Here is a 20,737-nt window from a genome sequence, read left to right on the forward strand (position 1 = left end):
TCAGACCTCTTCGACGCTGCTCGGCTCGCGCCGGGACAGGTCGATACCGAGCTCCTCCGCTGCGCGGAAGACGTCCTCGTCGGTGTCGCGCATCTCGATGGACATGCCGTCCGAGGACAGCACCTCCACGTTGAGGCACAGGGACTGCATCTCCTTGATGAGCACCTTGAAGGACTCGGGGATGCCGGGCTCAGGGATGTTCTCGCCCTTGACGATGGCCTCGTAGACCTTCACGCGGCCGGTCACGTCGTCGGACTTGATCGTCAGCAGCTCCTGGAGGGCGTACGCGGCGCCGTATGCCTCCAGCGCCCACACCTCCATCTCACCGAAGCGCTGGCCACCGAACTGGGCCTTACCACCCAGCGGCTGCTGGGTGATCATCGAGTACGGACCGGTCGACCGAGCGTGCAGCTTGTCGTCGACCAGGTGGTGGAGCTTCAGGATGTACATGTACCCGACCGAGATCGGGTCCGGGAACGGCTCGCCGGAGCGGCCGTCGAACAGACGCGCCTTGCCGGAGGGGAGCACCATGCGCTCGCCGTCGCGGTTCGGGATCGTGTGCTGGAGCAGACCCGCGAGCTCGTCCTCACGCGCACCGTCGAAGACGGGGGTGGCGACGTTGGTGCCCGGGGCGACCTGGTCGGCGCCGATGGCCTGCAGGCGCTGCGCCCAGTCGTCCGCGAGACCGGAGACGTCCCAGCCGCGGCTGGCGAGCCAGCCGAGATGGATCTCCAGGACCTGTCCCGGGTTCATTCGGGACGGGACACCCAGCGGGTTCAGGATGATGTCGACCGGGGTGCCGTCCTCGAGGAAGGGCATGTCCTCGATCGGAAGGATCTTGGAGATGACACCCTTGTTGCCGTGACGGCCGGCGAGCTTGTCACCATCGGTGATCTTGCGCTTCTGGGCGACGTAGACGCGGACCAGCTGGTTCACGCCCGGGGGAAGCTCGTCACCCTCCTCGCGGTCGAAGACGCGGACGCCGATGACCTTGCCGGTCTCGCCGTGCGGCACCTTCAGCGAGGTGTCACGGACCTCACGGGCCTTCTCACCGAAGATCGCGCGGAGCAGGCGCTCCTCCGGGGTCAGCTCGGTCTCACCCTTGGGCGTGACCTTGCCGACGAGGATGTCGCCGGCGACGACCTCGGCACCGATCCGGATGATGCCGCGCTCGTCGAGGTCGGCGAGGACCTCCTCGGAGACGTTCGGGATGTCCCGGGTGATCTCCTCCGGGCCGAGCTTGGTGTCACGGGCGTCGACCTCGTGCTCCTCGATGTGGATCGAGGAGAGGACGTCGTCCTGCACGAGGCGCTGCGACAGGATGATCGCGTCCTCGTAGTTGTGACCCTCCCACGGCATGAACGCCACGAGCAGGTTCTTGCCGAGCGCCATCTCACCGTTCTCGGTGGCCGGACCGTCGGCGAGGACCTGGCCCTCGATGACCCGGTCGCCCTCGGAGACGACGACCTTCTGGTTGACCGAGGTGCCCTGGTTCGAGCGGGAGAACTTGGCCATCCGGTACGTGGTGTACGTGCCGTCGTCGTTGGCGACGGTGATGTAGTCGGCCGAGACCTCCTGGACGACACCGTCCTTGTCGGCCTTCGGCACGTCACCGGCGTCGGTGGCGCAGCGGTACTCCATGCCGGTGCCGACGAGCGGGGCCTCGGACTTAATCAGCGGCACCGCCTGACGCATCATGTTCGCGCCCATGAGGGCACGGTTGGCGTCGTCGTGCTCGAGGAAGGGGATCATGGCCGTCGCGACCGACACCATCTGGCGCGGCGAGACGTCCATGTAGTCGACCTCGGTCGGCGGGACGTAGTCGACCTCGCCACCACGGCGGCGGACCAGGACGCGAGGCTCGGTGAAGCGGAGCTCGTCGTTCAGGGTCGCGTTCGCCTGGGCGATGACGAAGCGGTCCTCCTCGTCGGCGGTGATGTAGTCGACCTCGTCGGTGACCTGGCCGTCGACGACCTTGCGGTACGGCGTCTCGATGAAGCCGAACGCGTTGACGCGGCCGTACGAGGCGAGCGAACCGATCAGACCGATGTTCGGGCCTTCGGGGGTCTCGATCGGGCACATGCGTCCGTAGTGGGACGGGTGCACGTCTCGGACCTCGAAGCCGGCCCGCTCACGGGACAGACCACCGGGACCCAGCGCCGAGAGACGACGCTTGTGCGTCAGACCCGACAGCGGGTTGTTCTGGTCCATGAACTGCGACAGCTGGCTGGTGCCGAAGAACTCCTTGATGGAGGCGACGACCGGCCGGATGTTGATCAGGGTCTGCGGCGTGATCGCCTCGACGTCCTGGGTGGTCATGCGCTCGCGCACGACGCGCTCCATACGAGCCAGACCCGTACGGACCTGGTTCTGGATGAGCTCGCCGACGTTGCGCAGACGACGGTTGCCGAAGTGGTCGATGTCGTCGGTCTCGACGACGATCTCCCGGCCGGACTCGCCGATCGTCTCGGTCTCGCCCGCGTGGAGCTTCACCAGGTACTTGATCGTGGCGATGACGTCGTCGGTGGTCAGGACACCGGCGTCCAGCGGCTCGTCGGCGCCGAGCTTCTTGTTCACCTTGTAGCGGCCGACCTTCGCGAGGTCGTAGCGCTTCGGGTTGAAGTAGAGGTTCTCGAGCAGCGTCTGAGCGGCCTCGCGGGTCGGCGGCTCGCCCGGACGGAGCTTGCGGTAGATGTCGAGCAGCGCGTCGTCCTGGCCCTGGGTGTGGTCCTTCTCCAGGGTGGCGCGCATGGACTCGTACTCGCCGAACTCCTGCAGGATCTGCTCGGTGGTCCAGCCGAGAGCCTTGAGGAGGACGGTGACGGACTGCTTGCGCTTGCGGTCGATACGGACACCGACCATGTCGCGCTTGTCGATCTCCATCTCCAGCCAGGCACCCCGGGACGGGATGATCTTGGCGGAGAAGATGTCCTTGTCGGACGTCTTGTCGATGGAGGAGTCGAAGTAGACACCCGGCGAACGGACCAGCTGCGAGACGACGACACGCTCGGTGCCGTTGATGACGAAGGTGCCCTTGTTCGTCATGAGCGGGAAGTCGCCCATGAAGACCGTCTGGGACTTGATCTCGCCGGTCTCGTTGTTGGTGAACTCGGCCGTGACGAAGAGCGGGGCGCCGTACGTGAAGTCACGGTCCTTGCACTCGTCGATCGAGTTCTTCGGGGGCTCGAAGCGGTGGTCGCGGAAGGTCAGCGACATCGACCCGGAGAAGTCCTCGATCGGGGAGATCTCCTCGAAGATCTCCTCCAGACCCGACTTCCTGGGGACGTCCTGTCCCGACTCGAGAGCTGCCTCGACGCGAGCCTTCCAGGCGGCATTGCCGAGCAGCCAGTCAAAGCTCTCGGTCTGCAGCGCGAGGAGGTTCGGAACCTCGAGGGGCTCCTTGATCTTTGCAAAGGAGATGCGCAGCGGGGCGGTGCTGGCGCCGTTGTTCGTATGGGTCGAGGCGTTGCGCGAGGCGGCCAAGAGGGGGTCCTTCCGAGGGCTCGGACTCACTACGCGCGTACCGGTCCCCAGCGACGCAGAGGGACAGACATTTCCCGATGTGGCCAAAAGCCCAGGTCAGGTCAGGTCTGCCGACAATGCTCTCGCGAGGGTATGCCCCAGGTGACGGGCAGGGGGCAGCTAACAGGCAGCGCAAAGGGTCAGTGTAGCCACTTGGCCCACTGATGTCCAGGGCGAGTTTTTCGCGACCCTCGTTGTTCTCAACTCCGCGGTACCTCGCGCCGTGCGGCGCACCTCGATACTGCCCGTTCCGCCGTCGATCCATGCCTCGGATACGGATCGTTGTGACGACGCGTCCTGAGAATTGCGCGCTGCGTCCGGTTCGTCAAGGCCCCCCGGTCAGCGGGGGCGCACGGCGAAGATCACCATACTCCGCTCGCGGCACCTCCCACGACCCCCGCCACGCCCGTCCCGGAGTACGCCGAAGGGCGACCACCCGGATGGGTGATCGCCCTTGGCGAGGCGCCTGAGAGGCGCCAGAACGAGTCAGGAGACTCGCAGGGTCTTACTTGACCGTGACGGAGGCGCCGGCGGCCTTGAGGGACTCGGCAGCCTTCTCCGCGGCCTCCTTGGCGACCTTCTCGAGGACCGGCTTCGGGGTGCCGTCGACGAGGTCCTTGGCCTCCTTCAGGCCCAGGGAGGTGAGCTCACGCACGACCTTGATGACCTGGATCTTCTTGTCGCCCGCACCCTCGAGGATGACGTCGAACTCGTCCTGCTCCTCGGCAACCTCGGCGGCCGGGCCACCGACGGCGGGGCCGGCAACGGCGACGGCCGCGGCGGCGGTGACGTCGAACTTCTCCTCGAAGGCCTTCACGAACTCGGAGAGCTCGATGAGGGTCATCTCCTCGAACTGCGCGAGCAGGTCATCCTGGGACAGCTTCGCCATGATGGCGTCCTTCCACTAATTCGGCAGGTGCCGGATGTACATGTAGGCGGGCGTACGTTCGGCCCGCTGCGACCGTCGCCCTAGCGGGCGGCGATCATTGCGCGAGCCGAATTACTCGGCACCGCCCTGCTCGGCGAGCTTGACGCGAAGCGCCTCCGCGGTGCGGACGAACTTCGACGGCAGCGCCTGGAGGAGCGAAGCAGTCTGGGACTGCTTGCCCTTGAAGGCACCGGCCAGCTTGCTGAGCAGAACCTCGCGGGACTCGAGGTCCGCAAGCTTCTTGATCTCATCGGCGGAGAGCGCCTTACCATCAAGGACACCGCCCTTGATGATGAGATTCGGGTTGTCCTTGGCGAAGTCACGAAGACCCTTCGCCGACTCCACCGGGTCACCGGTGATGAAGGCGGCGCCCGTCGGACCGTTGAACTGGTCGTCGAGCGAGGTGATCCCGGCCTCGTTGGCCGCAATCTTGGTCAGCGTGTTCTTCACCACGGCGTACTGGGCGTTCTCACCGAGCGAACGGCGCAGCGTCTTGAGCTGGGCCACGGTGAGACCCCGGTACTCGGTCACCACGACGGCGCTCGAGCTCAGGAACATGTCCTTGAGCTCGGCTACCGCGGCAGCCTTGTCGGGCCTTGCCATAGAGCGTCGGCCTCCTTCCGGGTGATGAGGACCGCTCAGAAGGGGCTGAACAATGAAAAACGCCCCGGCGCAGGCGCACGGGGCACAGCTCGACCGGATCGAAAACGAACCGGGAACTCTTCCACGATCACCTGCGCGGGCCGTTCGCATCCCAGCGAACCTTCGGCCACCGGACCCTCTGCGAGAGCACGGCAACGACCAGCGGTCTTTGGCTTCTGTGGAAGAGTACGCGACGCATACGGCGGGGAGCAAATCCGCCCGTACGGCTCAGCCGGCTCAGGCCTGGCCGGCGCCCTCGCCGCCCGCCTCGCCGATCTCCTTGAGCATCTTGAAGAGGTCGACGGTGTCCTTGGCCGGCGGGGCCTGGACGGCCGCCTTGGCGCCGTAGTCGGAGTAGTGGGCCTCGATCGAGACCGCCCCCTGGGGCGTCTTCATGCCGATGTCCATCTTCACCGGGTAGCCGTCGCCGTTCACCCACAGCTCGGTGTCGTACCCCGTGACGCCGGACTTCTTGATGTTCGCGATCAGGTCCTTGCGCTCCTGCTCGGAGAGCACGTCGAGGGACTTGTTGGTGGAGACCATCTGCTCCAGGGTCAGCGAGCCCTTGTAGTGCTGGGTCTCCACGCCGTCGACCTTCTCGGGGCCCACGTGCTTCAGGTTCGGCGAGTCCAGCATCAGGGCGATCTGCTTGGCCGGGTCCTGGTTCATGTTCTCCAGGCCGCCGGTCATCGACTTCTGGAGGTTCTTGTCCCCGGACAGCTCGGCGGCGGCCTTGAGGTCGAGCTTCATCCAGCGCTTGCCGTCCATCTCGGCGGCCATCTTGGTGCCGAGGTCCATGTACATCGCGCCGTCGAGCATGATCATGCGGATCTGCTCGGGGGCGTCGGGGTCCCCCGCGCCCATCATCGAGCCCTTGACGGTCATGTCCATGAGCGCCGGGTCCCAGCCCTGGACGCCGGTCATCTCCATCGTGCCGCCGCCCTCCAGGCCGGCCGGCATCGTCATGGTCATCCTGACCTTGGCCGACTTGGCGGCCGAGGTCTTCTCGAAGGCGGCCTGGATGACCTTGGTGACCGCGGCCTGCGTCTGCAGCTGCGGCTTCGCAGGCGCCTCCGCGGCCTTCTTCCTGCCCTCGTCGCCGTCCTGACAGCCCGCGGCGCCGACCACGACGGCCACGGCGACCAGCGAGACACCGGCGCGCTTCCACGAGGCCTTGCCCATGAGTCCCCACCCCAAAAAAATCTTCACTTAACAGGTCATCTGTACGGTAGCCCACCGCTCGGACAGGCCCCCAACGAGAAAAGCCGGCCCCCGGCCCCTCCGGAGAGGGGCTGGGGGCCGGCTTGACCACTCAGTGAGCCGGAAGGGCTCAGACCGCGGCCGGGTCCTCCTCGACGAGGAGGTTGCGGGTGCGGTTGGAGTCCAGCGGGATGCCGGGGCCCATCGTCGTCGTCAGGGTCGCCTTCTTGATGTAGCGGCCCTTGGCGGCGGACGGCTTCAGACGGAGGATCTCCTCCAGAGCCGCGGCGTAGTTCTCGACCAGCTTCGTCTCGTCGAAGGAGACCTTGCCGATGATGAAGTGCAGGTTCGAGTGCTTGTCGACGCGGAACTCGATCTTGCCGCCCTTGATGTCGTTGACAGCCTTCGCGACATCGGGGGTGACGGTGCCGGTCTTCGGGTTCGGCATGAGACCACGCGGGCCGAGGACGCGGCCGAGGCGGCCGACCTTGCCCATGAGGTCCGGGGTGGCGACGACGGCGTCGAACTCGTTCAGGCGGTTGCCCTTGGAGATCTCGTCGATGAGCTCGTCGGAACCGACGATGTCGGCGCCAGCGGCGATCGCGGCCTCGGCACGGTCACCGGTCGCGAAGACCAGGACCCGGGCGGTCTTACCGGTGCCGTGCGGGAGGTTCACGGTGCCACGGACCATCTGGTCGGCCTTGCGCGGGTCGACACCCAGACGGAAGGCGACCTCGACGGTGCCGTCGAACTTGGTGGTGGCGGTGTCCTTGGCGAGACGGACGGCCTCGAGGGGGGCGTAGTTCCGCTCCCGGTCGATCTTGGCGTCCGCGCCGCGGAGAGCCTTGCTGCGCTTCACTTCTGCTCCTGTTGGTTCAGGTATGGAGTCGTGGTGCGGGCCGCGCCGGCCCTACCACTGGAGGTCACGAGGGGGGTGATCAGCCCTCGACCGTGATGCCCATGGAACGGGCGGTGCCGGCGACGATCTTCGACGCGGCGTCAAGGTCGGTGGTGTTCAGGTCGGGCAGCTTGACCGTGGCGATCTCGCGGACCTGGGCGGCCGTCAGCTTGGCAACCTTGGTCTTGTGCGGCTCGGCGGAGCCCTTGGCCACACCCGCGGCCTTGAGGATCAGCTTGGCGGCCGGCGGAGTCTTGGTGATGAAGGTGAAGGTGCGGTCCTCGTAGACCGTGATCTCCACCGGCACGACCATGCCACGCTGCGACTCGGTCGCGGCGTTGTAGGCCTTGCAGAACTCCATGATGTTGACGCCGTGCTGACCGAGCGCGGGGCCGACCGGCGGGGCCGGGTTGGCCGCACCAGCGTTGATCTGGAGCTTGATAAGCCCCGTGACCTTCTTCTTCTTGGGAGGCATTGCTCTCTCCGGGTCCTAGTGAGAGTGTTCAGCCCGCCATCCGGTCATCCGGATGGAGGCATACCGCACCACGATAACGGGTATAGCGGTGCGGCCAAAAACCGAGCAGGTCAGAGCGGCTCTGAGAGCCACTCTGACCTGCTCGGAAAACCGTGGTGAACCGATGTCCCCGTGAGGGTCAGTTCTTCTGGATCTGGTCGAAGCTGAGCTCGACCGGGGTCTCGCGACCGAAGATCTCGACGAGGCCCTTGACCTTCTTCGAGTCGGCGTTGATCTCGTTGATCGTGGCCTGCAGGGTGGCGAAGGGGCCGTCGGTGACGGTGACCGAGTCGCCGACCTCGAAGTCCAGGACCTCGACGGTGACCTTGCGGGCCGGAGCCGGCTTGCCCTCGGCCTCTGCCGCCTCGCGGGCGGCCTTCTCCTCGGCCTCGGGGGCGAGCATCTTGACGATCTCGTCCAGGGTCAGCGGGTACGGGTCGTAGGCGTTGCCCACGAAGCCGGTGACGCCGGGGGTGTTGCGGACGACGCCCCAGGACTCGTTCGTCAGATCCATGCGGACGAGCACGTAGCCGGGCAGCTTGTTCTGCCGGACGTTCTTGCGCTCGCCGTTCTTGATCTGGACGATCTCTTCCTCGGGCACCTCGGCCTGGTAGATGAACTCCTCGACGTTCAGCGAGACGGCGCGCTGCTCCAGGTTGGCCTTCACGCGCTTCTCGTAGCCCGCGTAGGTGTGGATCACGTACCACTCGCCGGGCAGGCCGCGGAGTTCGTCACGCAGCGCCTGGATCGGGTCGACGGGAGCGGCGGGCTCCTCCTCGACCTCGGCGACCTCTTCGTCGGTCTCGTCCTCGGCCTCGACGTCGGAGTCCTCGTCCTCGTCGGAGTCCTCGTCGTCGGAGTCCTCGACGTCGTCGGACGCGTCCTCGTCGGAGTCCTCGTCCTCGATGTCGGACTCGTCCTCGATGTGGAGAGCGGCCTCTTCGGCAGCCTCGCCCGCAGCGGCGTCAGCAGCCTCGGCCTGGTCCTCGTCGGCCGCCTCGAGGATGTCGAGCTCGTCCTCGGACACAGACTCGTTCAGGTTCGGGTCAGACACGTGGCTGCTTCTTCCTGGTTACAGATGGGGTGGAACAAGAAGTCAGCCGAAGACGTACTTGACTGCTTCCTGGAAGCCATAGTCAATCACGGTGACAAGGCCGATCATGATGACAACGAAGACAATCACTACCGTGGTGTACGTCGTCAGCTGGCTGCGAGTGGGCCAGACGACCTTGCGAAGCTCCGCGACGATCTGGCGGTAGAAGAGCGCGAGACGGCCCAGAGGGCCCTTCTTGCCGCGCTTGCCGCCCTTGCGGGCCTTCTTCTTCGAGTCCGGCGCCTCGTCCTCGGCATCAGGCATGTCGATGGAGCCCACGGCGTCCGTCACGCTTCTCACCTGATCCCGGGTCATGGCAGTGCCGTGCCGGGTGGATCCGCACGGCGGTGCATTGAAGTACGTACATGCGCACACATCCTGGCGGTGTGTGTAGCAGGGCCGGAGGGACTTGAACCCCCAACCGCCGGTTTTGGAGACCGGTGCTCTACCAATTGAGCTACGACCCTTTGTGGCTTCCCCAACCTACCGCATCGTGAGATGTGGTCGGTGAGGCCCAACGAGCAGTGAGTGTACGTGTTCATGAGCCCCGCGTCGAACAGAAAGCAGCCGGAGCTCCCCGCCGACCCGCCTACGACCAGGAATGACCGTTCCTGTCCGCTCCCTGAAACCTGTGTGCCGGGCGGGAAGCGGGTCTGGGAGCATGGGCCGTATGAGCGCTGCTACCCCTCCGACCGAGCGCCGGGTCTCCGCCCGCATCGGTGCGATCTCCGAGTCCGCGACCCTCGCCGTCGACGCCAAGGCCAAGGCCCTCAAGGCCGCCGGGCGCCCGGTGATCGGTTTCGGCGCGGGTGAGCCCGACTTCCCGACCCCGGACTACATCGTCGAAGCCGCCGTCGAGGCGTGCAAGAACCCGAAGTTCCACCGCTACACGCCGGCCGGCGGTCTGCCGGAGCTGAAGGCCGCGATCGTCGCGAAGACGCTGCGCGACTCCGGCTACGAGGTCGACGCCTCCCAGGTCCTGGTGACCAACGGTGGCAAGCAGGCGATCTACGAGGCCTTCGCCGCGATCCTCGACCCGGGCGACGAGGTCATCGTCCCGGCCCCGTACTGGACGACGTACCCCGAGTCGATCCGGCTCGCGGGCGGTGTCCCGGTCGAGGTCGTCGCCGACGAGACCACCGGCTACCGCGTCTCCGTGGAGCAGCTGGAGGCGGCGCGCACGGAGCGGACCAAGGTCGTCCTGTTCGTCTCCCCGTCGAACCCGACCGGCGCCGTGTACAGCGAGGCCGAGACCGAGGCGATCGGCCGCTGGGCCGTCGAGCACGGTCTGTGGGTGCTGACGGACGAGATCTACGAGCACCTGGTCTACGGCGGCGCCTCCGCCGTCTCCCTGCCGGCGGTCATGCCGGAGCTGCGCGACAAGTGCATCGTGGTCAACGGTGTCGCCAAGACGTACGCGATGACCGGCTGGCGCGTGGGGTGGATCATCGGCCCGAAGGACGTCGTGAAGGCCGCGACGAACCTGCAGTCGCACGCCACGTCGAACGTGAGCAACGTCGCGCAGGCCGCCGCCCTCGCCGCCGTCTCGGGCGACCTGGAGGCCGTCGCGGAGATGGGCCGCGCCTTCGACCGGCGCCGGCAGACCATCGTGCGGATGCTCAACGAGATCGACGGCGTCCTGTGCCCGACGCCCGAGGGCGCGTTCTACGTGTACCCGTCGGTGAAGGCGCTGCTCGGCAAGGAGATCCGCGGCAAGCGCCCGCAGAGCTCCGTCGAGCTGGCCGCGCTGATCCTGGACGAGGCCGAGGTCGCGGTCGTCCCGGGCGAGGCCTTCGGCACCCCCGGCTACCTCCGGCTGTCGTACGCCCTCGGTGACGAGGACCTGGTGGAGGGCGTGTCCCGGATCCAGAAGCTGCTCGCGGAGGCCCGCGACTAGTCGCGGCTCCGCCCCTCGGGCCCCTGGTTCTCCGGAACCGGGGGCCCGTTTTTACGTTCTAGCAAGGTCCCGATCGGGGAAAGGGGCTGTGTTCGTCCATTCGGGTGCGGCAAGATCCTTCAATGGAGCACGTTTCCGAGCACGTTTCCCGCGACATCACCCTGCTGCCCAAGGCCCATCTGCATCTGCACTTCACGGGTTCGATGCGGTCCACGACGCTCATCGAGCTGGCGGACAAGTACGGCGTCCATCTCCCGGAGGCGCTCAAGAGCGGTACGCCGCCGAAGCTGCGGGCCACCGACGAGCGCGGCTGGTTCCGCTTCCAGCGGCTGTACGACATCGCCCGGTCCTGCCTGCGGGAGCCGGAGGACATCCGACGCCTCGTGCGCGAGGCGGCCCAGGAGGACGTACGGGACGGCTCGGGGTGGCTGGAGATCCAGGTCGACCCGACGTCGTACGCCCCGCTGCTCGGCGGTCTGATCCCGGCCATGGAGATCATCCTGGACGCGGTCGACTCGGCCGCGCGGGAGACCGGTCTGGGGATGCGGGTCCTGGTGGCGGCGAACCGGATGAAGCACCCGCTGGAGGCCCGTACGCTCGCCCGGCTCGCCGTGCGCTACGCGGACCGGGGCGTGGTCGGCTTCGGGCTCTCCAACGACGAGCGCCGGGGCATGGCCCGCGACTTCGACCGGGCCTTCGCGATCGCCCGCGAGGGCGGCCTGCTGGCGGCCCCGCACGGCGGCGAGCTGACGGGCCCCTCGTCCGTACGGGACTGCCTGGACGACCTCCGGGCGGCGCGGATCGGGCACGGGGTGCGGGCGGCGGAGGACCCCCGGGTGCTGCGCAAGCTCGCCGAGAAGGGCGTGACCTGCGAGGTGTGCCCTGCGTCGAACGTGGCCCTCGGGGTGTACGAGAAGCACGAGGACGTCCCACTGCGGGCGCTCTTCGAGGCCGGTGTCCCAATGGCCCTGGGCGCGGACGACCCGCTGCTCTTCGGGTCGCGGCTGGCCGCTCAGTACGAGATCGCCCGTCGCCACCACGCCTTCACGGACCCGGAGCTGGCCGAGCTTGCCCGCCAGTCGATCCGGGCCTCGGCGGCTCCGGAGGACGTCCGGCACAAGCTCCTGTCGGGCGTCGACGACTGGCTGGCGGCCCCGGCCGCTAGCTGATCCCCGCCATGAGGGTGCGGGCGAGCGAGCCGGCGAAGGTGTCGAGGTCCTGCGGGGGCCGGCCGTCGCCGGTCATCTCCCAGGCGAAGGCGCGCTGGACGCAGGCGCCCAGGAGCAGGGAGGCGGCGGCCAGCGGGTCCGCGTCGGGCCCGATGCGGCCGTGCTGCTGCTCGGAGCGGAGGTAGGCGGCGAGGCCCTCGATCGGGAGGTGGGGGCCGACTCCGAGCTCGCGCATGACGGCGTCGTGGCGGCGCTTGAGGCGCGGCTCGGCGTAGAGCGAGGCGGCGATCGGGAAGGTCTGCTCGTAGAAGAGTGCGGCCTGGCGGGCGATCTCGGTGAGGTTCTCCTCCACGCTCCGGCCACCGGGGTCGGTGACGAGGGTGCCGAGGAGTCCGCCGAGCTGGGGCAGCCGCTCGTTGAGGACCGTCACGAACAGGTCTTCCTTGCTCGGGAAGTACTTGTAGAGCGCCGCCTCCGAGCAGCCCGCGGCCTTGGCGATCTCCTTCGTCGTGGTGCGGGCCAGGCCTGCGGTGCGCATGAGGTCGTGGGCCGCGTCGACGATCCGGACGCGGGTCGGCTTCTGGTCCTGGTCCATGCGGGCTCCAACCACACTTGACGGGTGAGTGAGTACTCACCCACCCTAGTGGTGAGTGAACACTTACCCACCCTATGCAGTGCGAGGTGCGTCATGAAGCTCACCGTCTTCGGAGCGACCGGCGGAATCGGCCGGGAGATCGTCCGCCAGGCGCTCGACGCGGGCCACGACGTGACGGCCGTCGTCCGCGACCCGGCGCGGCTCCCCGTCACCGGCGAGCGTCTGGAGGTGTTCCGCGCCGACCTCACGGACCCCGGCGCGCTGCGCGGAGCGGTCGCGGGCAAGGACGCCGTGCTCTCGGGCCTCGGCGCCCGAGGCCGCGCGGACGCCGGCATCGCCGCGAAGCTCACGCGCTCGGTCCTCGCGGCGATGGACGCCGAGGGCGTCCGTCGCCTGCTCGTGGTCAGCGCAGCCCCGCTGGGACCCGCCCCGGACGGCCAGTCCTTCGTCGACAAGGCCGCGCTCGCGATCGTCAACGCGGTCCTGAAGGACGTCTACGCCGACCTGCGCGTGATGGAGGCCGAGGTGGCGGCGAGCGCCACCCGGTGGACCTCCGTCCGCCCGCCGAAGCTGACCGACAAGCCCGTCACCGGCCGCTACCGCTCGGTCGTCGGCGGCACCCCGCCTCGCGGCCGCTCCCTCGCCCGCGCCGACGTCGCCCACGCCATGCTGGCGATGATCGACGACCCGGCGACGATCGGGAAGCCGGTGGGCGTGGCGTACTGACGGCCGGTGCCCGGGGGAAGCCCGTTCTCAGGGGCAGTCGTCGCCCCGCGCCTCCACCGGGCGGTACGTCGTCGTGCGCGGGGTGTCCAGCGGCCCGGACGGCCACTCGAGGACCGCCTTCCGATCCGACACCAGGGTCATGAAGGCCGCCAGGGGGAGGTCGTTCACCCAGTCGATGATCGTCTGGGACCGCCCGTCGCTCTCGGCCCGCCACAGGCGCCCCGCGAAGACCGCGTACCGCATGTCGCACTCCTTGGTCATGTCGTACGGGTAGCGCACGCCCCGCTCGGGCCGCTCCGGGCCGATCGTGGCGGCCGGGGCCTCCTCGTGGCGCCGAGCGGGCTCCTGGCCGAGGCACTCCGGCGCGGGCCCGGCCAGCGGGCGGAAGCGGAGGCCGGTCAGACCGGGCGTGTCGGTCTCGAAGACCGCGGTGTCCCGCTCCACACGGTCCCGGAGGCCGTCCGTCCAGCTCATGTACCCCCGCAGCCGGTCGTCCGCCCACCGCACCGCGACGGCGGAACCCCCGTCCTCCCGCTCCCAGACCCGCCCGCCGAAGACGGCGAACCGCAGGTCGCAGGCGGCGGAGAGGTCGTACCGGTAGCGCGTGTTCTCGACCGGCGCGCGGGGCCCGGTGTCCAGCGGGTCGCCGGGGCCCGAGGGAGGCTGGGGCCGGTACTTGCCCGCGTACGGGTACGAGGGTGTGGCGGGCTCCGAGGGCGGGGGCGTGGGCGTGGCGGCGGGGGCCGGGTCCGTCCAGCGGACGCCCAGGACCGAGCCGCCCGCGATCGCGAGGGTCGCCGCGCCGGCGGCGAGGGAGCGCCGCAGGTGCCGGATACGCCGCCCACGCCCGATGACGGTGTTGACCGTGTTGACGGTCTTGGCCCTGTCGAGGGCGTCGACGGGCACGGTGGTCGGGTCCGTGCCCGCGCCCGCGCCCGTGCCCGTGCCCGCGCCCGTGCCCGTGTCCGCGGCCAGGTCGCGCAGTCCGCGCCGCAGGGAGTCCTCGGAGTCGTCCATCACGCGCCCCTTCCCGTTCCCACGTATCCGGCGAGCGCGCCGGTGGCGCGCAGCCGTTCCAGGGCCCTGTTGGTCCGGCTCTTGACCGTCCCGGGCGAGCAGCCGAGCAGCGCGGCCGTCTGTTCCACGGACAGGTCCTCGTAGAAGCGGAGCACCACCACGGCGCGCTGCGCGCGGGGCAGGGTGGCGAGCGCACGTGCCAGTTCGAGGCGCGCGTCGGCCCCGTCGGCCATGTCGTGCGTGCCGGGCACGGACGCGCCCTCGTCGCCGGGGCGCACGACCTCGGTGTGCCAGCGGCGGCGACGCCAGGTCGCGTAGAGGTTGACGACGACCTTGCGGGCGTAGGCCTGGGGCGAGTCCCAGCGGCCCGCGCCGCCCCAGCGCAGATAGACCTTGACCAGCGCGGCCTGGACGAGGTCCTCGGCGGCGTGCGGATCCCCGGTCAGGAGCCGGGCGGTGCGCAGGAGTGAGGCGTACGCCGACTCCGCGAAGTCGGCGAACTCCGGTGGGCCGGTCCCCTCCACGGCTCCCCCTCGACGAGCGTGCGGCCCCGCTTCCCGGGAGCCTGTCACTCACTCGACAACGTGGGGAGCCCGAAGGGTTCCACGGATTTCTGGATCCATGGCACTGGATCCAGAAGATCGGATCCAATAGATCGGATCCGGTTCATCGGATCCGGTTCATCGGATCCGGTTCATCGGATCCGGACGGAGGCGCTCAGACGCTGACGCCGACCGTCACCGGCTCGTTGACGAGCGTGACCCCGAAGGCGTCCCGCACACCGGCGACGACCTCGCGGGCGAGCGCGAGGAGGTCCTCGGTCGTGGCCTCGCCGCGGTTGGTGAGCGCGAGGGTGTGCTTGGTGGAGATACGGGCGGGGCCGGTGCCGTACCCCTTGGTGAAGCCGGCCTTGTCGATGAGCCAGGCGGCCGAGGTCTTGACCTGCCCGTCCTCGCCCGCCGGGTAGGCCGGCGGCGTGACGTCCGGGCCGAGCCGCCCGGCGACGCGCGTGAGGAAGGTCTCGTACTCCGCCGCCGTCAGGATGGGGTTGGTGAAGAAGGAGCCCGCGGACCAGGTGTCGTGGTCGGCCGGGTCCAGGACCATGCCCTTCCCGGCGCGCAGGGCGAGGACCGTCTCCCGGGCCCGCGCCAGCGGGACGCGGTCACCGGCCTCGACGCCGAGGGCACGGGCGGTCTCGGCGTACTTGATCGGCGCGGACAGCCCCTCCGCGTCCTCGAGCTCGAAGCGGACGCGCAGCACGACGTAGCGCTCCGGGTCGTCCTTGAAGCGGCTGTGGCGGTACGAGAAGGCGCACTCGGCGTTGGTGAGTGTGACGGTCTCCTCGGCCCGGCGGTCGTAGGCGACGACCTCGGTGATCGTCGCGGAGACGTCCTGCCCGTACGCGCCCACGTTCTGGATCGGGGTCGCTCCCGCGGAGCCGGGGATCCCGGCCAGGCACTCGATGCCGGCGAGCCCGGCCTCGACGGTGCGCGCGACGGCGTCCGTCCAGACCTCGCCCGCCGCGAGCTCCAGCTTCGTACCGTCGAGCGCGAAGCCGGTGGTGGCGATGCGCAGGGCGGTTCCGTCGAAGCCCTTGTCGCCGATGACCAGGTTGGATCCGCCGCCGATGACCAGCAGCGGGGTGCCCGCGCGGTCGGCCTCGCGGACGGCGGCGATCACCTCGTCGTCGGTGACGGCCGTGACGAGCCGCGCGGCGGGGCCGCCGAGCCGGAAGGTGGTCAGGGGGGCGAGGGGGGCGTCGTGGAGTTCCTGCACGCGCTCAAGAGTACGGGCCCTCATCCGCCACGCGGACATGCGTGAGGCCCCGCCGATGCCGTCGGCAGGGCCTCACGCGCACGGCTCCGTCACGCGGCGACCAGATCCCCCTTCTCCTCCTCCGCTTCCCTCGCCTCCCGCTCCTGTCGGCGCCGGGACGGCGCGAAGAGGACGGCGACCGCGCCGAGGGCCACGGCTCCCGAGCCGACCCAGAGCGCGGGCTGCAGGCCGTCGACGAACTGCTGCGCGGATCCGTATCCGCCCTGCGCCGCGAAGATCGAGGCCACCACCGCGACGCCGAGCGCGCCGCCGACCTCGCGCAGGGCGTTGTTCGCGCCGGACGCGATGCCCTGTTCGGACGGGCGGACGCTGGACATGACCAGGTTGGCCGCCGGGGCGAAGTAGAGCGCCATGCCGACGCCGCTGATGATCAGAGCGGGGAGCTGGGCGGCGTACGAGACGTCGGCGGTGACGACGAGCGCGAACCAGGCGAGACCCAGGGCCTGGAGGACGAGACCGGCGGCGACGACCGGGCGGCCGCCGATCCGGTCGGACAGGGCGCCCGCGATCGGCGCGACGATCATGGGCATGCCGGTCCAGGGCAGCATCCGCAGTCCCGCCTCGGTGGGCGAGTAGCCGAGGACGCCCTGCATGTACTGGCTGAGCAGGAAGATCGAGCCGAACATGCCGAGGAACATCAGCAGGCTGGCCGCGTTGATCCCGGCGAAGGCGCGGCTCCGGAACAGCCGCATGGGCAGCATCGGGGCCTTGCCGCGTATGCCGTGGCGGACGAAGCCGGCGAGGAGCGCGGCGCCCACGACGAGCCCGGTGAGCACGGTCGCGGAGGTCCAGCCGTCGATCGGGCCGCGGATCAGCGCGTACACGATGCCGAAGAGGCCGCCGCTGGCGAGGAGGGTGCCGACGACGTCGAGGCGGGCACCGGTGCCGTAGGACTCGGCCAGGCGCAGCCGGGCGAGCGGCAGCAGGGCGAGGCCGAGCGGAACGTTCAGCCAGAAGATCCACTGCCAGGAGATGTGCTCGGTGAGGCTGCCGCCGATGAGGGGTCCGGAAGCGACGGCGAGTCCGTTGACGGCGCCCCAGATGCCGAAGGCCATGCCGCGCTTGGCGGCCGGGACGGCCGCGGTGAGCAGGGTCAGCGTGAGCGGCATCATGATCGCGGCGCCGACGCCCTGCACGGCGCGGGCGGCGATCAGCGCGTCGATGCCGGGGGCGAGGGCGGCACCGGCGGAGGCGAGCGTGAAGACGGTGATGCCCACGACGAAGAGCCGGCGGCGGCCGAAGCGGTCGCCGAGCGCGGCGCCGAACATGAGCAGGACGGCGAACGTGAGCGTGTACGCGCTCACGGTCCATTCGAGGTCGTGGAGCGCGCCCCCGAGGTCCTCGCGGATCGAGGGCAGGGCGGTGGTGACGACGAGGTTGTCGAGGGCCGCCATGAATCCGGCGACGCTGGTGATGACGAGGGCCCAGACGGCGGAACCGCGGCGGGCTGCGGGCTGGTTCATGGCTCTGCCTCTCGTACCGTTGATTAGTTATCGCTGACTAACTTTCATGGTCATGAAGAAGCACCGAACCGTGGAAACGGTGTCGGACTACTCCGCCGGTCGGCCGTCGCGCGGGGAGGAGGGGTAGAAGCCCTCCCAGACCCGGTGCTCGGGCGGGAAACCCATGGCGACGAGGGTGTTGATGAGCATCCCGTACGCCAGGAATTTCGTGGTCTCGTTCACATCTGCGCCGAGCGCCGTGCGCACGCTCTCCCAGAGCCGCATCCAGCCGGCCCGTACGGTCTCGCCGAACTCGTGGTCACCGGCCCTCTCGGCGGCGGCGACCGCCACGTACACCTGCATCTGCATCAGGAGCCGGTCCGGGTCCTCCGCGATGATCCTCATGTACGCGTCGGCCATGGAATGCAGGGCCTCCTCCCCCGACAGCCCTTCCGAGGCGTCCTCGAAGACCTTGATGGTCTCGGAGATGCAGCGCTCGGAGGCGGCGAGGAAGATCGCCTTCTTCCCGGGGAAGAGACGGAAGAGGTACGGCTGTGAGACGCCGACGCGCTTGGCGATCGCCTCGGTGGACGTGCCGTAGTACCCGCCGCGACTGAACTCGCTCATCGCGGCACGGATCACGCTCTCGCGTCGCTCCTCCGCACTCATCCTGGCCATATTTCGAAGTTAGTACTCAATCACTAACAATGCAAACACGGAGAAAGGGGCGGCCACGCGAGGCGGCCACCCCTTCCTTCTGGCGTGCTGCGGCTACGCGAGCCGGACCACGGCCCGGGACATGCCCAGGACCTTCTGGCCGGCCGACATCGCGGTCAGGTCGACCCGGACCAGACCGTCGTCCAGCTTCGCCGCGACCTTGGCGCTGACCTCGATCAGGGCGCCCTCGTCGTCGTTCGGCACGACCACGGGCTTGGTGAAGCGCACGCCGTACTCGACGACGGAGGCCGGGTCGCCGACCCAGTCGGTGACGACGCGGACGGCCTCGGCCATGGTGAACATGCCGTGGGCGATGACGTCCGGCAGGCCGACCTCGCGGGCGAACTTCTCGTTCCAGTGGATCGGGTTGAAGTCCCCGGAGGCACCGGCGTACTGCACGAGCGTGGCGCGCGTCACGGGGAAGGTGGCCGCCGGGAGTTCGGTGCCGACCTCGACGTCGTCGTAAGCGATCTTCGCGGTCATGGCTCAGGCCTCCTCGGGCGCGCGGGACACGAGCTTGGTCCAGGCGGTCACGACGTGCTCGCCGGTCGCGTCGTGCACCTCACCGCGGATGTCCAGGATGTCGTTGCCCGCGAGCGACTTGATCGCCTCGATGGTCGTGGTCACCGAGAGCCGGTCGCCCGCGCGTACGGGCCGGGTGTAGACGAACTTCTGGTCGCCGTGCACCACACGGCTGTAGTCCAGGCCCAGCTGCGGGTCCTCGACGACCTGCCCGGCCGCCTTGAACGTGATCGCGAACACAAAGGTCGGCGGAGCGATCACGTCGGGGTGGCCGAGGGCCTTCGCCGCTTCCTGGTCGACGTAGGCGGGATTCGCGTCGGCGATCGCCTCGGCGAACTCGCGGATCTTCTCCCGGCCGACCTCGTAGGGCGCGGTGGGCGGATAGGTCCGGCCCACGAAGGACTGGTCGAGCGCCATGGACTCGATACCTCCTGGATTTGTTGCCGACAAACGACACGAGGCCGCCCCCTGGTGGGGACGGCCTCGTGAACGAGCCTGATTAGCGCGTCTCGCGGTGCGCAGTGTGCGAGTTGCAGCGAGGGCAGTGCTTCTTCATCTCAAGACGGTCCGGGTTGTTACGCCGGTTCTTCTTGGTGATGTAGTTCCGCTCCTTGCACTCCACGCAGGCCAGCGTGATCTTCGGGCGGACGTCGGTGGCAGCCACGTGAGTGCTCCTTGACGGACGGATGGACGGATGAACGCATAAAAGAGTAGCCGATCGAAGGACCGACCCCACAATCGGCTACCGTGTGTAGCGGTGACCGGACTTGAACCGGTGACACAGCGATTATGAGCCGCTTGCTCTACCGACTGAGCTACACCGCTTTGATGATCCGGTTCCCACCCGAGGGTGGGTTCCTTCTCACCAGAGCCCCAATACGGAATCGAACCGTAGACCTTCTCCTTACCATGGAGACGCTCTACCGACTGAGCTATTGGGGCGAGCGATGAAGACATTACACGGTCCTCCACCGATCGCCCAAATCCGTTTCGGCGCCCCCACCGACGGGCACGCGCGCGCGCCGTCCGGCACCCCTCACGGGCTCCGATCCCGCGCACCCCGCAGGCCACATCCACCCCACAGGTACGCCACACGTGGCCTCATCAGTACGACTATTGCCCACCTCCTCGAAGGGCGGCCGCACCGCCCCTAGGCTCGGCCCCACGCTGCGTGATCTTGATCTTGAGCTGAACCTGACCGTGAGCTCGAGGAGCCTTGAGGAGGCCGATGTCAGCCGACAGCAAGCAGCCCCAGCCGCCCGACGACCGGTCCGCCGCCACCACCGAGACCACCTCGCTCCTGCTCTCCAACGCGCGGCTCACGGACGGCCGGACGGTCGACGTACGGCTGGTCGGCGGCCGGATCGAGGCCGTGGGCACGGCGGGCAGCCTGACCGCCGTCGGCGCCCGCGTCGACCTGGCCGGCTATCTGCTGCTCCCGGCCCCCGCCGAACCGCACGCCCACGCCGACACGGCGCTGAGCGCCGACGCCCCGGGCCCCTCCCCCGGCCCCGTCTCGTACGCCCCCGACGAGGTGCAGCGGCGGGCCACCGAGGCCGCGCTGCTCCAGCTCGGCCACGGCGCGACCGCGCAGCGCGCCCACGTGCGGATCGGCGACGTCCACGGGCTCGGCCCGCTGGAGGCCGTCCTGCAGGCGCGGCGCTCACTGCGCGGACTGGTGGACCTGACCACGGTCGCGGTGCCCCGGCTGCTGACCGGCACGGCGGGCGCGGACGGGCTCGCGATGCTGCGGGACGCCGTGAAGATGGGCGCGAGCGTGGTGGGCGGCTGCCCGGACCTCGATCCGGACCCGGCCGGCTACGTGGAGGCGGTCCTGGAGGTGGCGGCCGAGCAGGGCTGCCCGGTCGACCTGCACACGGACGCCGACGACCCGGCGCGGCTCGCCCGGTTCGCGGCCATGGCGGGGGGCCTGCGGCCCGGCGTGACGATCGGCCCGTGCGCGGGGCTCTCCCGGCTGCCCCCGGACGCGGCGCGGCGGGCGGCGGACCAGCTGGCGGC

General features: G+C 69.2%; 20 protein-coding genes, 3 tRNA genes and 1 pseudogene. 4 read left to right on the forward strand and 20 right to left on the reverse strand.

Translation table 11 applies throughout. The features are described from left to right. From rpoB to AB0E14_RS18255, 9 genes are all read right to left on the reverse strand, one after another. The gene (rpoB, locus tag AB0E14_RS18215; protein ID WP_362418371.1) at positions 1 to 3,483 is read right to left on the reverse strand and encodes a DNA-directed RNA polymerase subunit beta; all 3,483 of its coding nucleotides are present in this window, start codon (positions 3,481 to 3,483) and stop codon (positions 1 to 3) included. Positions 3,484 to 4,027: 544 nt separating this feature from the next. Further along, positions 4,028 to 4,411 (reverse strand): 50S ribosomal protein L7/L12, encoded by a 384-nt coding sequence (rplL, locus tag AB0E14_RS18220; protein WP_362418374.1) that lies wholly within the window; start codon positions 4,409 to 4,411, stop codon positions 4,028 to 4,030. 111 nt (positions 4,412 to 4,522) lie between these two features. Further along, positions 4,523 to 5,053 (reverse strand): 50S ribosomal protein L10, encoded by a 531-nt coding sequence (gene rplJ, locus AB0E14_RS18225; protein ID WP_362418377.1) that lies wholly within the window; start codon positions 5,051 to 5,053, stop codon positions 4,523 to 4,525. Positions 5,054 to 5,329: 276 nt separating this feature from the next. Beyond that, positions 5,330 to 6,274 carry a hypothetical protein gene (locus AB0E14_RS18230; protein WP_362418380.1) on the reverse strand — a complete coding sequence of 315 codons (945 nt, stop codon included), beginning with the start codon at positions 6,272 to 6,274 and terminating at the stop codon, positions 5,330 to 5,332. Between the two features lie 148 nt (positions 6,275 to 6,422). Then, positions 6,423 to 7,151 carry a 50S ribosomal protein L1 gene (rplA, locus tag AB0E14_RS18235; protein WP_361860966.1) on the reverse strand — a complete coding sequence of 243 codons (729 nt, stop codon included), beginning with the start codon at positions 7,149 to 7,151 and terminating at the stop codon, positions 6,423 to 6,425. Between the two features lie 79 nt (positions 7,152 to 7,230). Next, positions 7,231 to 7,665, reverse strand: a complete 435-nt coding sequence (gene rplK / locus AB0E14_RS18240) for a 50S ribosomal protein L11 (protein WP_362418384.1) — start codon at positions 7,663 to 7,665, stop codon at positions 7,231 to 7,233. Positions 7,666 to 7,843: 178 nt separating this feature from the next. Then, positions 7,844 to 8,758 carry a transcription termination/antitermination protein NusG gene (nusG, locus tag AB0E14_RS18245; protein WP_362418387.1) on the reverse strand — a complete coding sequence of 305 codons (915 nt, stop codon included), beginning with the start codon at positions 8,756 to 8,758 and terminating at the stop codon, positions 7,844 to 7,846. Positions 8,759 to 8,800: 42 nt separating this feature from the next. After that, positions 8,801 to 9,088 carry a preprotein translocase subunit SecE gene (gene secE / locus AB0E14_RS18250; protein WP_137993978.1) on the reverse strand — a complete coding sequence of 96 codons (288 nt, stop codon included), beginning with the start codon at positions 9,086 to 9,088 and terminating at the stop codon, positions 8,801 to 8,803. A gap of 103 nt (positions 9,089 to 9,191) precedes the next feature. Further along, a tRNA-Trp gene (locus tag AB0E14_RS18255) sits at positions 9,192 to 9,264 on the reverse strand. Between the two features lie 203 nt (positions 9,265 to 9,467). Here AB0E14_RS18255 and AB0E14_RS18260 point away from each other — a divergent pair. Beyond that, on the forward strand, positions 9,468 to 10,694 hold the full coding sequence (locus AB0E14_RS18260; protein WP_362418390.1) for a pyridoxal phosphate-dependent aminotransferase: 1,227 nt from the start codon (positions 9,468 to 9,470) through the stop codon (positions 10,692 to 10,694). Between the two features lie 122 nt (positions 10,695 to 10,816). Beyond that, on the forward strand, positions 10,817 to 11,863 hold the full coding sequence (locus AB0E14_RS18265) for an adenosine deaminase (protein WP_362418393.1): 1,047 nt from the start codon (positions 10,817 to 10,819) through the stop codon (positions 11,861 to 11,863). On the opposite strand, the gene AB0E14_RS18270 is transcribed toward AB0E14_RS18265, so the two are convergent. Next, positions 11,856 to 12,458, reverse strand: coding sequence for a TetR/AcrR family transcriptional regulator (locus tag AB0E14_RS18270; RefSeq protein WP_362418396.1), 603 nt, complete (start codon positions 12,456 to 12,458; stop codon positions 11,856 to 11,858). The two genes, AB0E14_RS18265 and AB0E14_RS18270, sit on opposite strands and share 8 nt — an antisense overlap. A 93-nt stretch (positions 12,459 to 12,551) precedes the next feature. On the opposite strand from AB0E14_RS18270, the gene AB0E14_RS18275 reads away from it, so the two are divergent. After that, positions 12,552 to 13,184 carry an NAD(P)H-binding protein gene (locus AB0E14_RS18275; RefSeq protein ID WP_362418399.1) on the forward strand — a complete coding sequence of 211 codons (633 nt, stop codon included), beginning with the start codon at positions 12,552 to 12,554 and terminating at the stop codon, positions 13,182 to 13,184. A gap of 27 nt (positions 13,185 to 13,211) precedes the next feature. Here the strand turns inward: AB0E14_RS18275 and AB0E14_RS18280 are convergent, their stop codons facing one another. The 10 genes from AB0E14_RS18280 to AB0E14_RS18325 all read right to left on the reverse strand — a co-directional run bounded on the left by AB0E14_RS18280 (position 13,212) and on the right by AB0E14_RS18325 (position 19,660). Then, positions 13,212 to 14,201 (reverse strand): hypothetical protein, encoded by a 990-nt coding sequence (locus AB0E14_RS18280; protein ID WP_362418402.1) that lies wholly within the window; start codon positions 14,199 to 14,201, stop codon positions 13,212 to 13,214. Continuing rightward, positions 14,201 to 14,725 carry a SigE family RNA polymerase sigma factor gene (locus AB0E14_RS18285; RefSeq protein WP_362418405.1) on the reverse strand — a complete coding sequence of 175 codons (525 nt, stop codon included), beginning with the start codon at positions 14,723 to 14,725 and terminating at the stop codon, positions 14,201 to 14,203. Before AB0E14_RS18285 ends, AB0E14_RS18280 begins: the two co-directional genes overlap by 1 nt. Before the next feature lie 193 nt (positions 14,726 to 14,918). Beyond that, positions 14,919 to 16,016, reverse strand: a complete 1,098-nt coding sequence (locus tag AB0E14_RS18290; protein ID WP_362418408.1) for a UDP-N-acetylmuramate dehydrogenase — start codon at positions 16,014 to 16,016, stop codon at positions 14,919 to 14,921. A 50-nt stretch (positions 16,017 to 16,066) separates the two neighbouring features. Then, positions 16,067 to 17,500: a DHA2 family efflux MFS transporter permease subunit gene (locus tag AB0E14_RS18295; protein ID WP_362418411.1), complete on the reverse strand. Its 1,434-nt coding sequence runs from the start codon at positions 17,498 to 17,500 to the stop codon at positions 16,067 to 16,069. Between the two features lie 87 nt (positions 17,501 to 17,587). Further along, a complete protein-coding gene (locus tag AB0E14_RS18300) occupies positions 17,588 to 18,157 on the reverse strand; it encodes a TetR/AcrR family transcriptional regulator (protein ID WP_362418414.1) in 570 nt (189 codons plus the stop codon). Between the two features lie 93 nt (positions 18,158 to 18,250). Beyond that, positions 18,251 to 18,679 (reverse strand): MaoC family dehydratase, encoded by a 429-nt coding sequence (locus AB0E14_RS18305; RefSeq protein WP_362418417.1) that lies wholly within the window; start codon positions 18,677 to 18,679, stop codon positions 18,251 to 18,253. 3 nt (positions 18,680 to 18,682) lie between these two features. After that, a complete protein-coding gene (locus tag AB0E14_RS18310; RefSeq protein WP_362418420.1) occupies positions 18,683 to 19,135 on the reverse strand; it encodes a MaoC family dehydratase N-terminal domain-containing protein in 453 nt (150 codons plus the stop codon). 82 nt (positions 19,136 to 19,217) lie between these two features. After that, positions 19,218 to 19,382, reverse strand: coding sequence for a 50S ribosomal protein L33 (rpmG, locus tag AB0E14_RS18315; protein WP_003956487.1), 165 nt, complete (start codon positions 19,380 to 19,382; stop codon positions 19,218 to 19,220). 88 nt (positions 19,383 to 19,470) lie between these two features. Then, positions 19,471 to 19,543 (reverse strand) — tRNA-Met (locus tag AB0E14_RS18320). Between the two features lie 44 nt (positions 19,544 to 19,587). Beyond that, positions 19,588 to 19,660: transfer RNA gene (locus tag AB0E14_RS18325), tRNA-Thr, on the reverse strand. A gap of 286 nt (positions 19,661 to 19,946) precedes the next feature. On the opposite strand from AB0E14_RS18325, the pseudogene AB0E14_RS18330 reads away from it, so the two are divergent. Further along, positions 19,947 to 20,737, forward strand: a pseudogene (locus tag AB0E14_RS18330) (hydrolase); the annotation flags it as partial.

It is taken from the genome of Streptomyces sp. NPDC047981 (assembly GCF_040653315.1).
GTDB lineage: Bacteria > Actinomycetota > Actinomycetes > Streptomycetales > Streptomycetaceae > Streptomyces.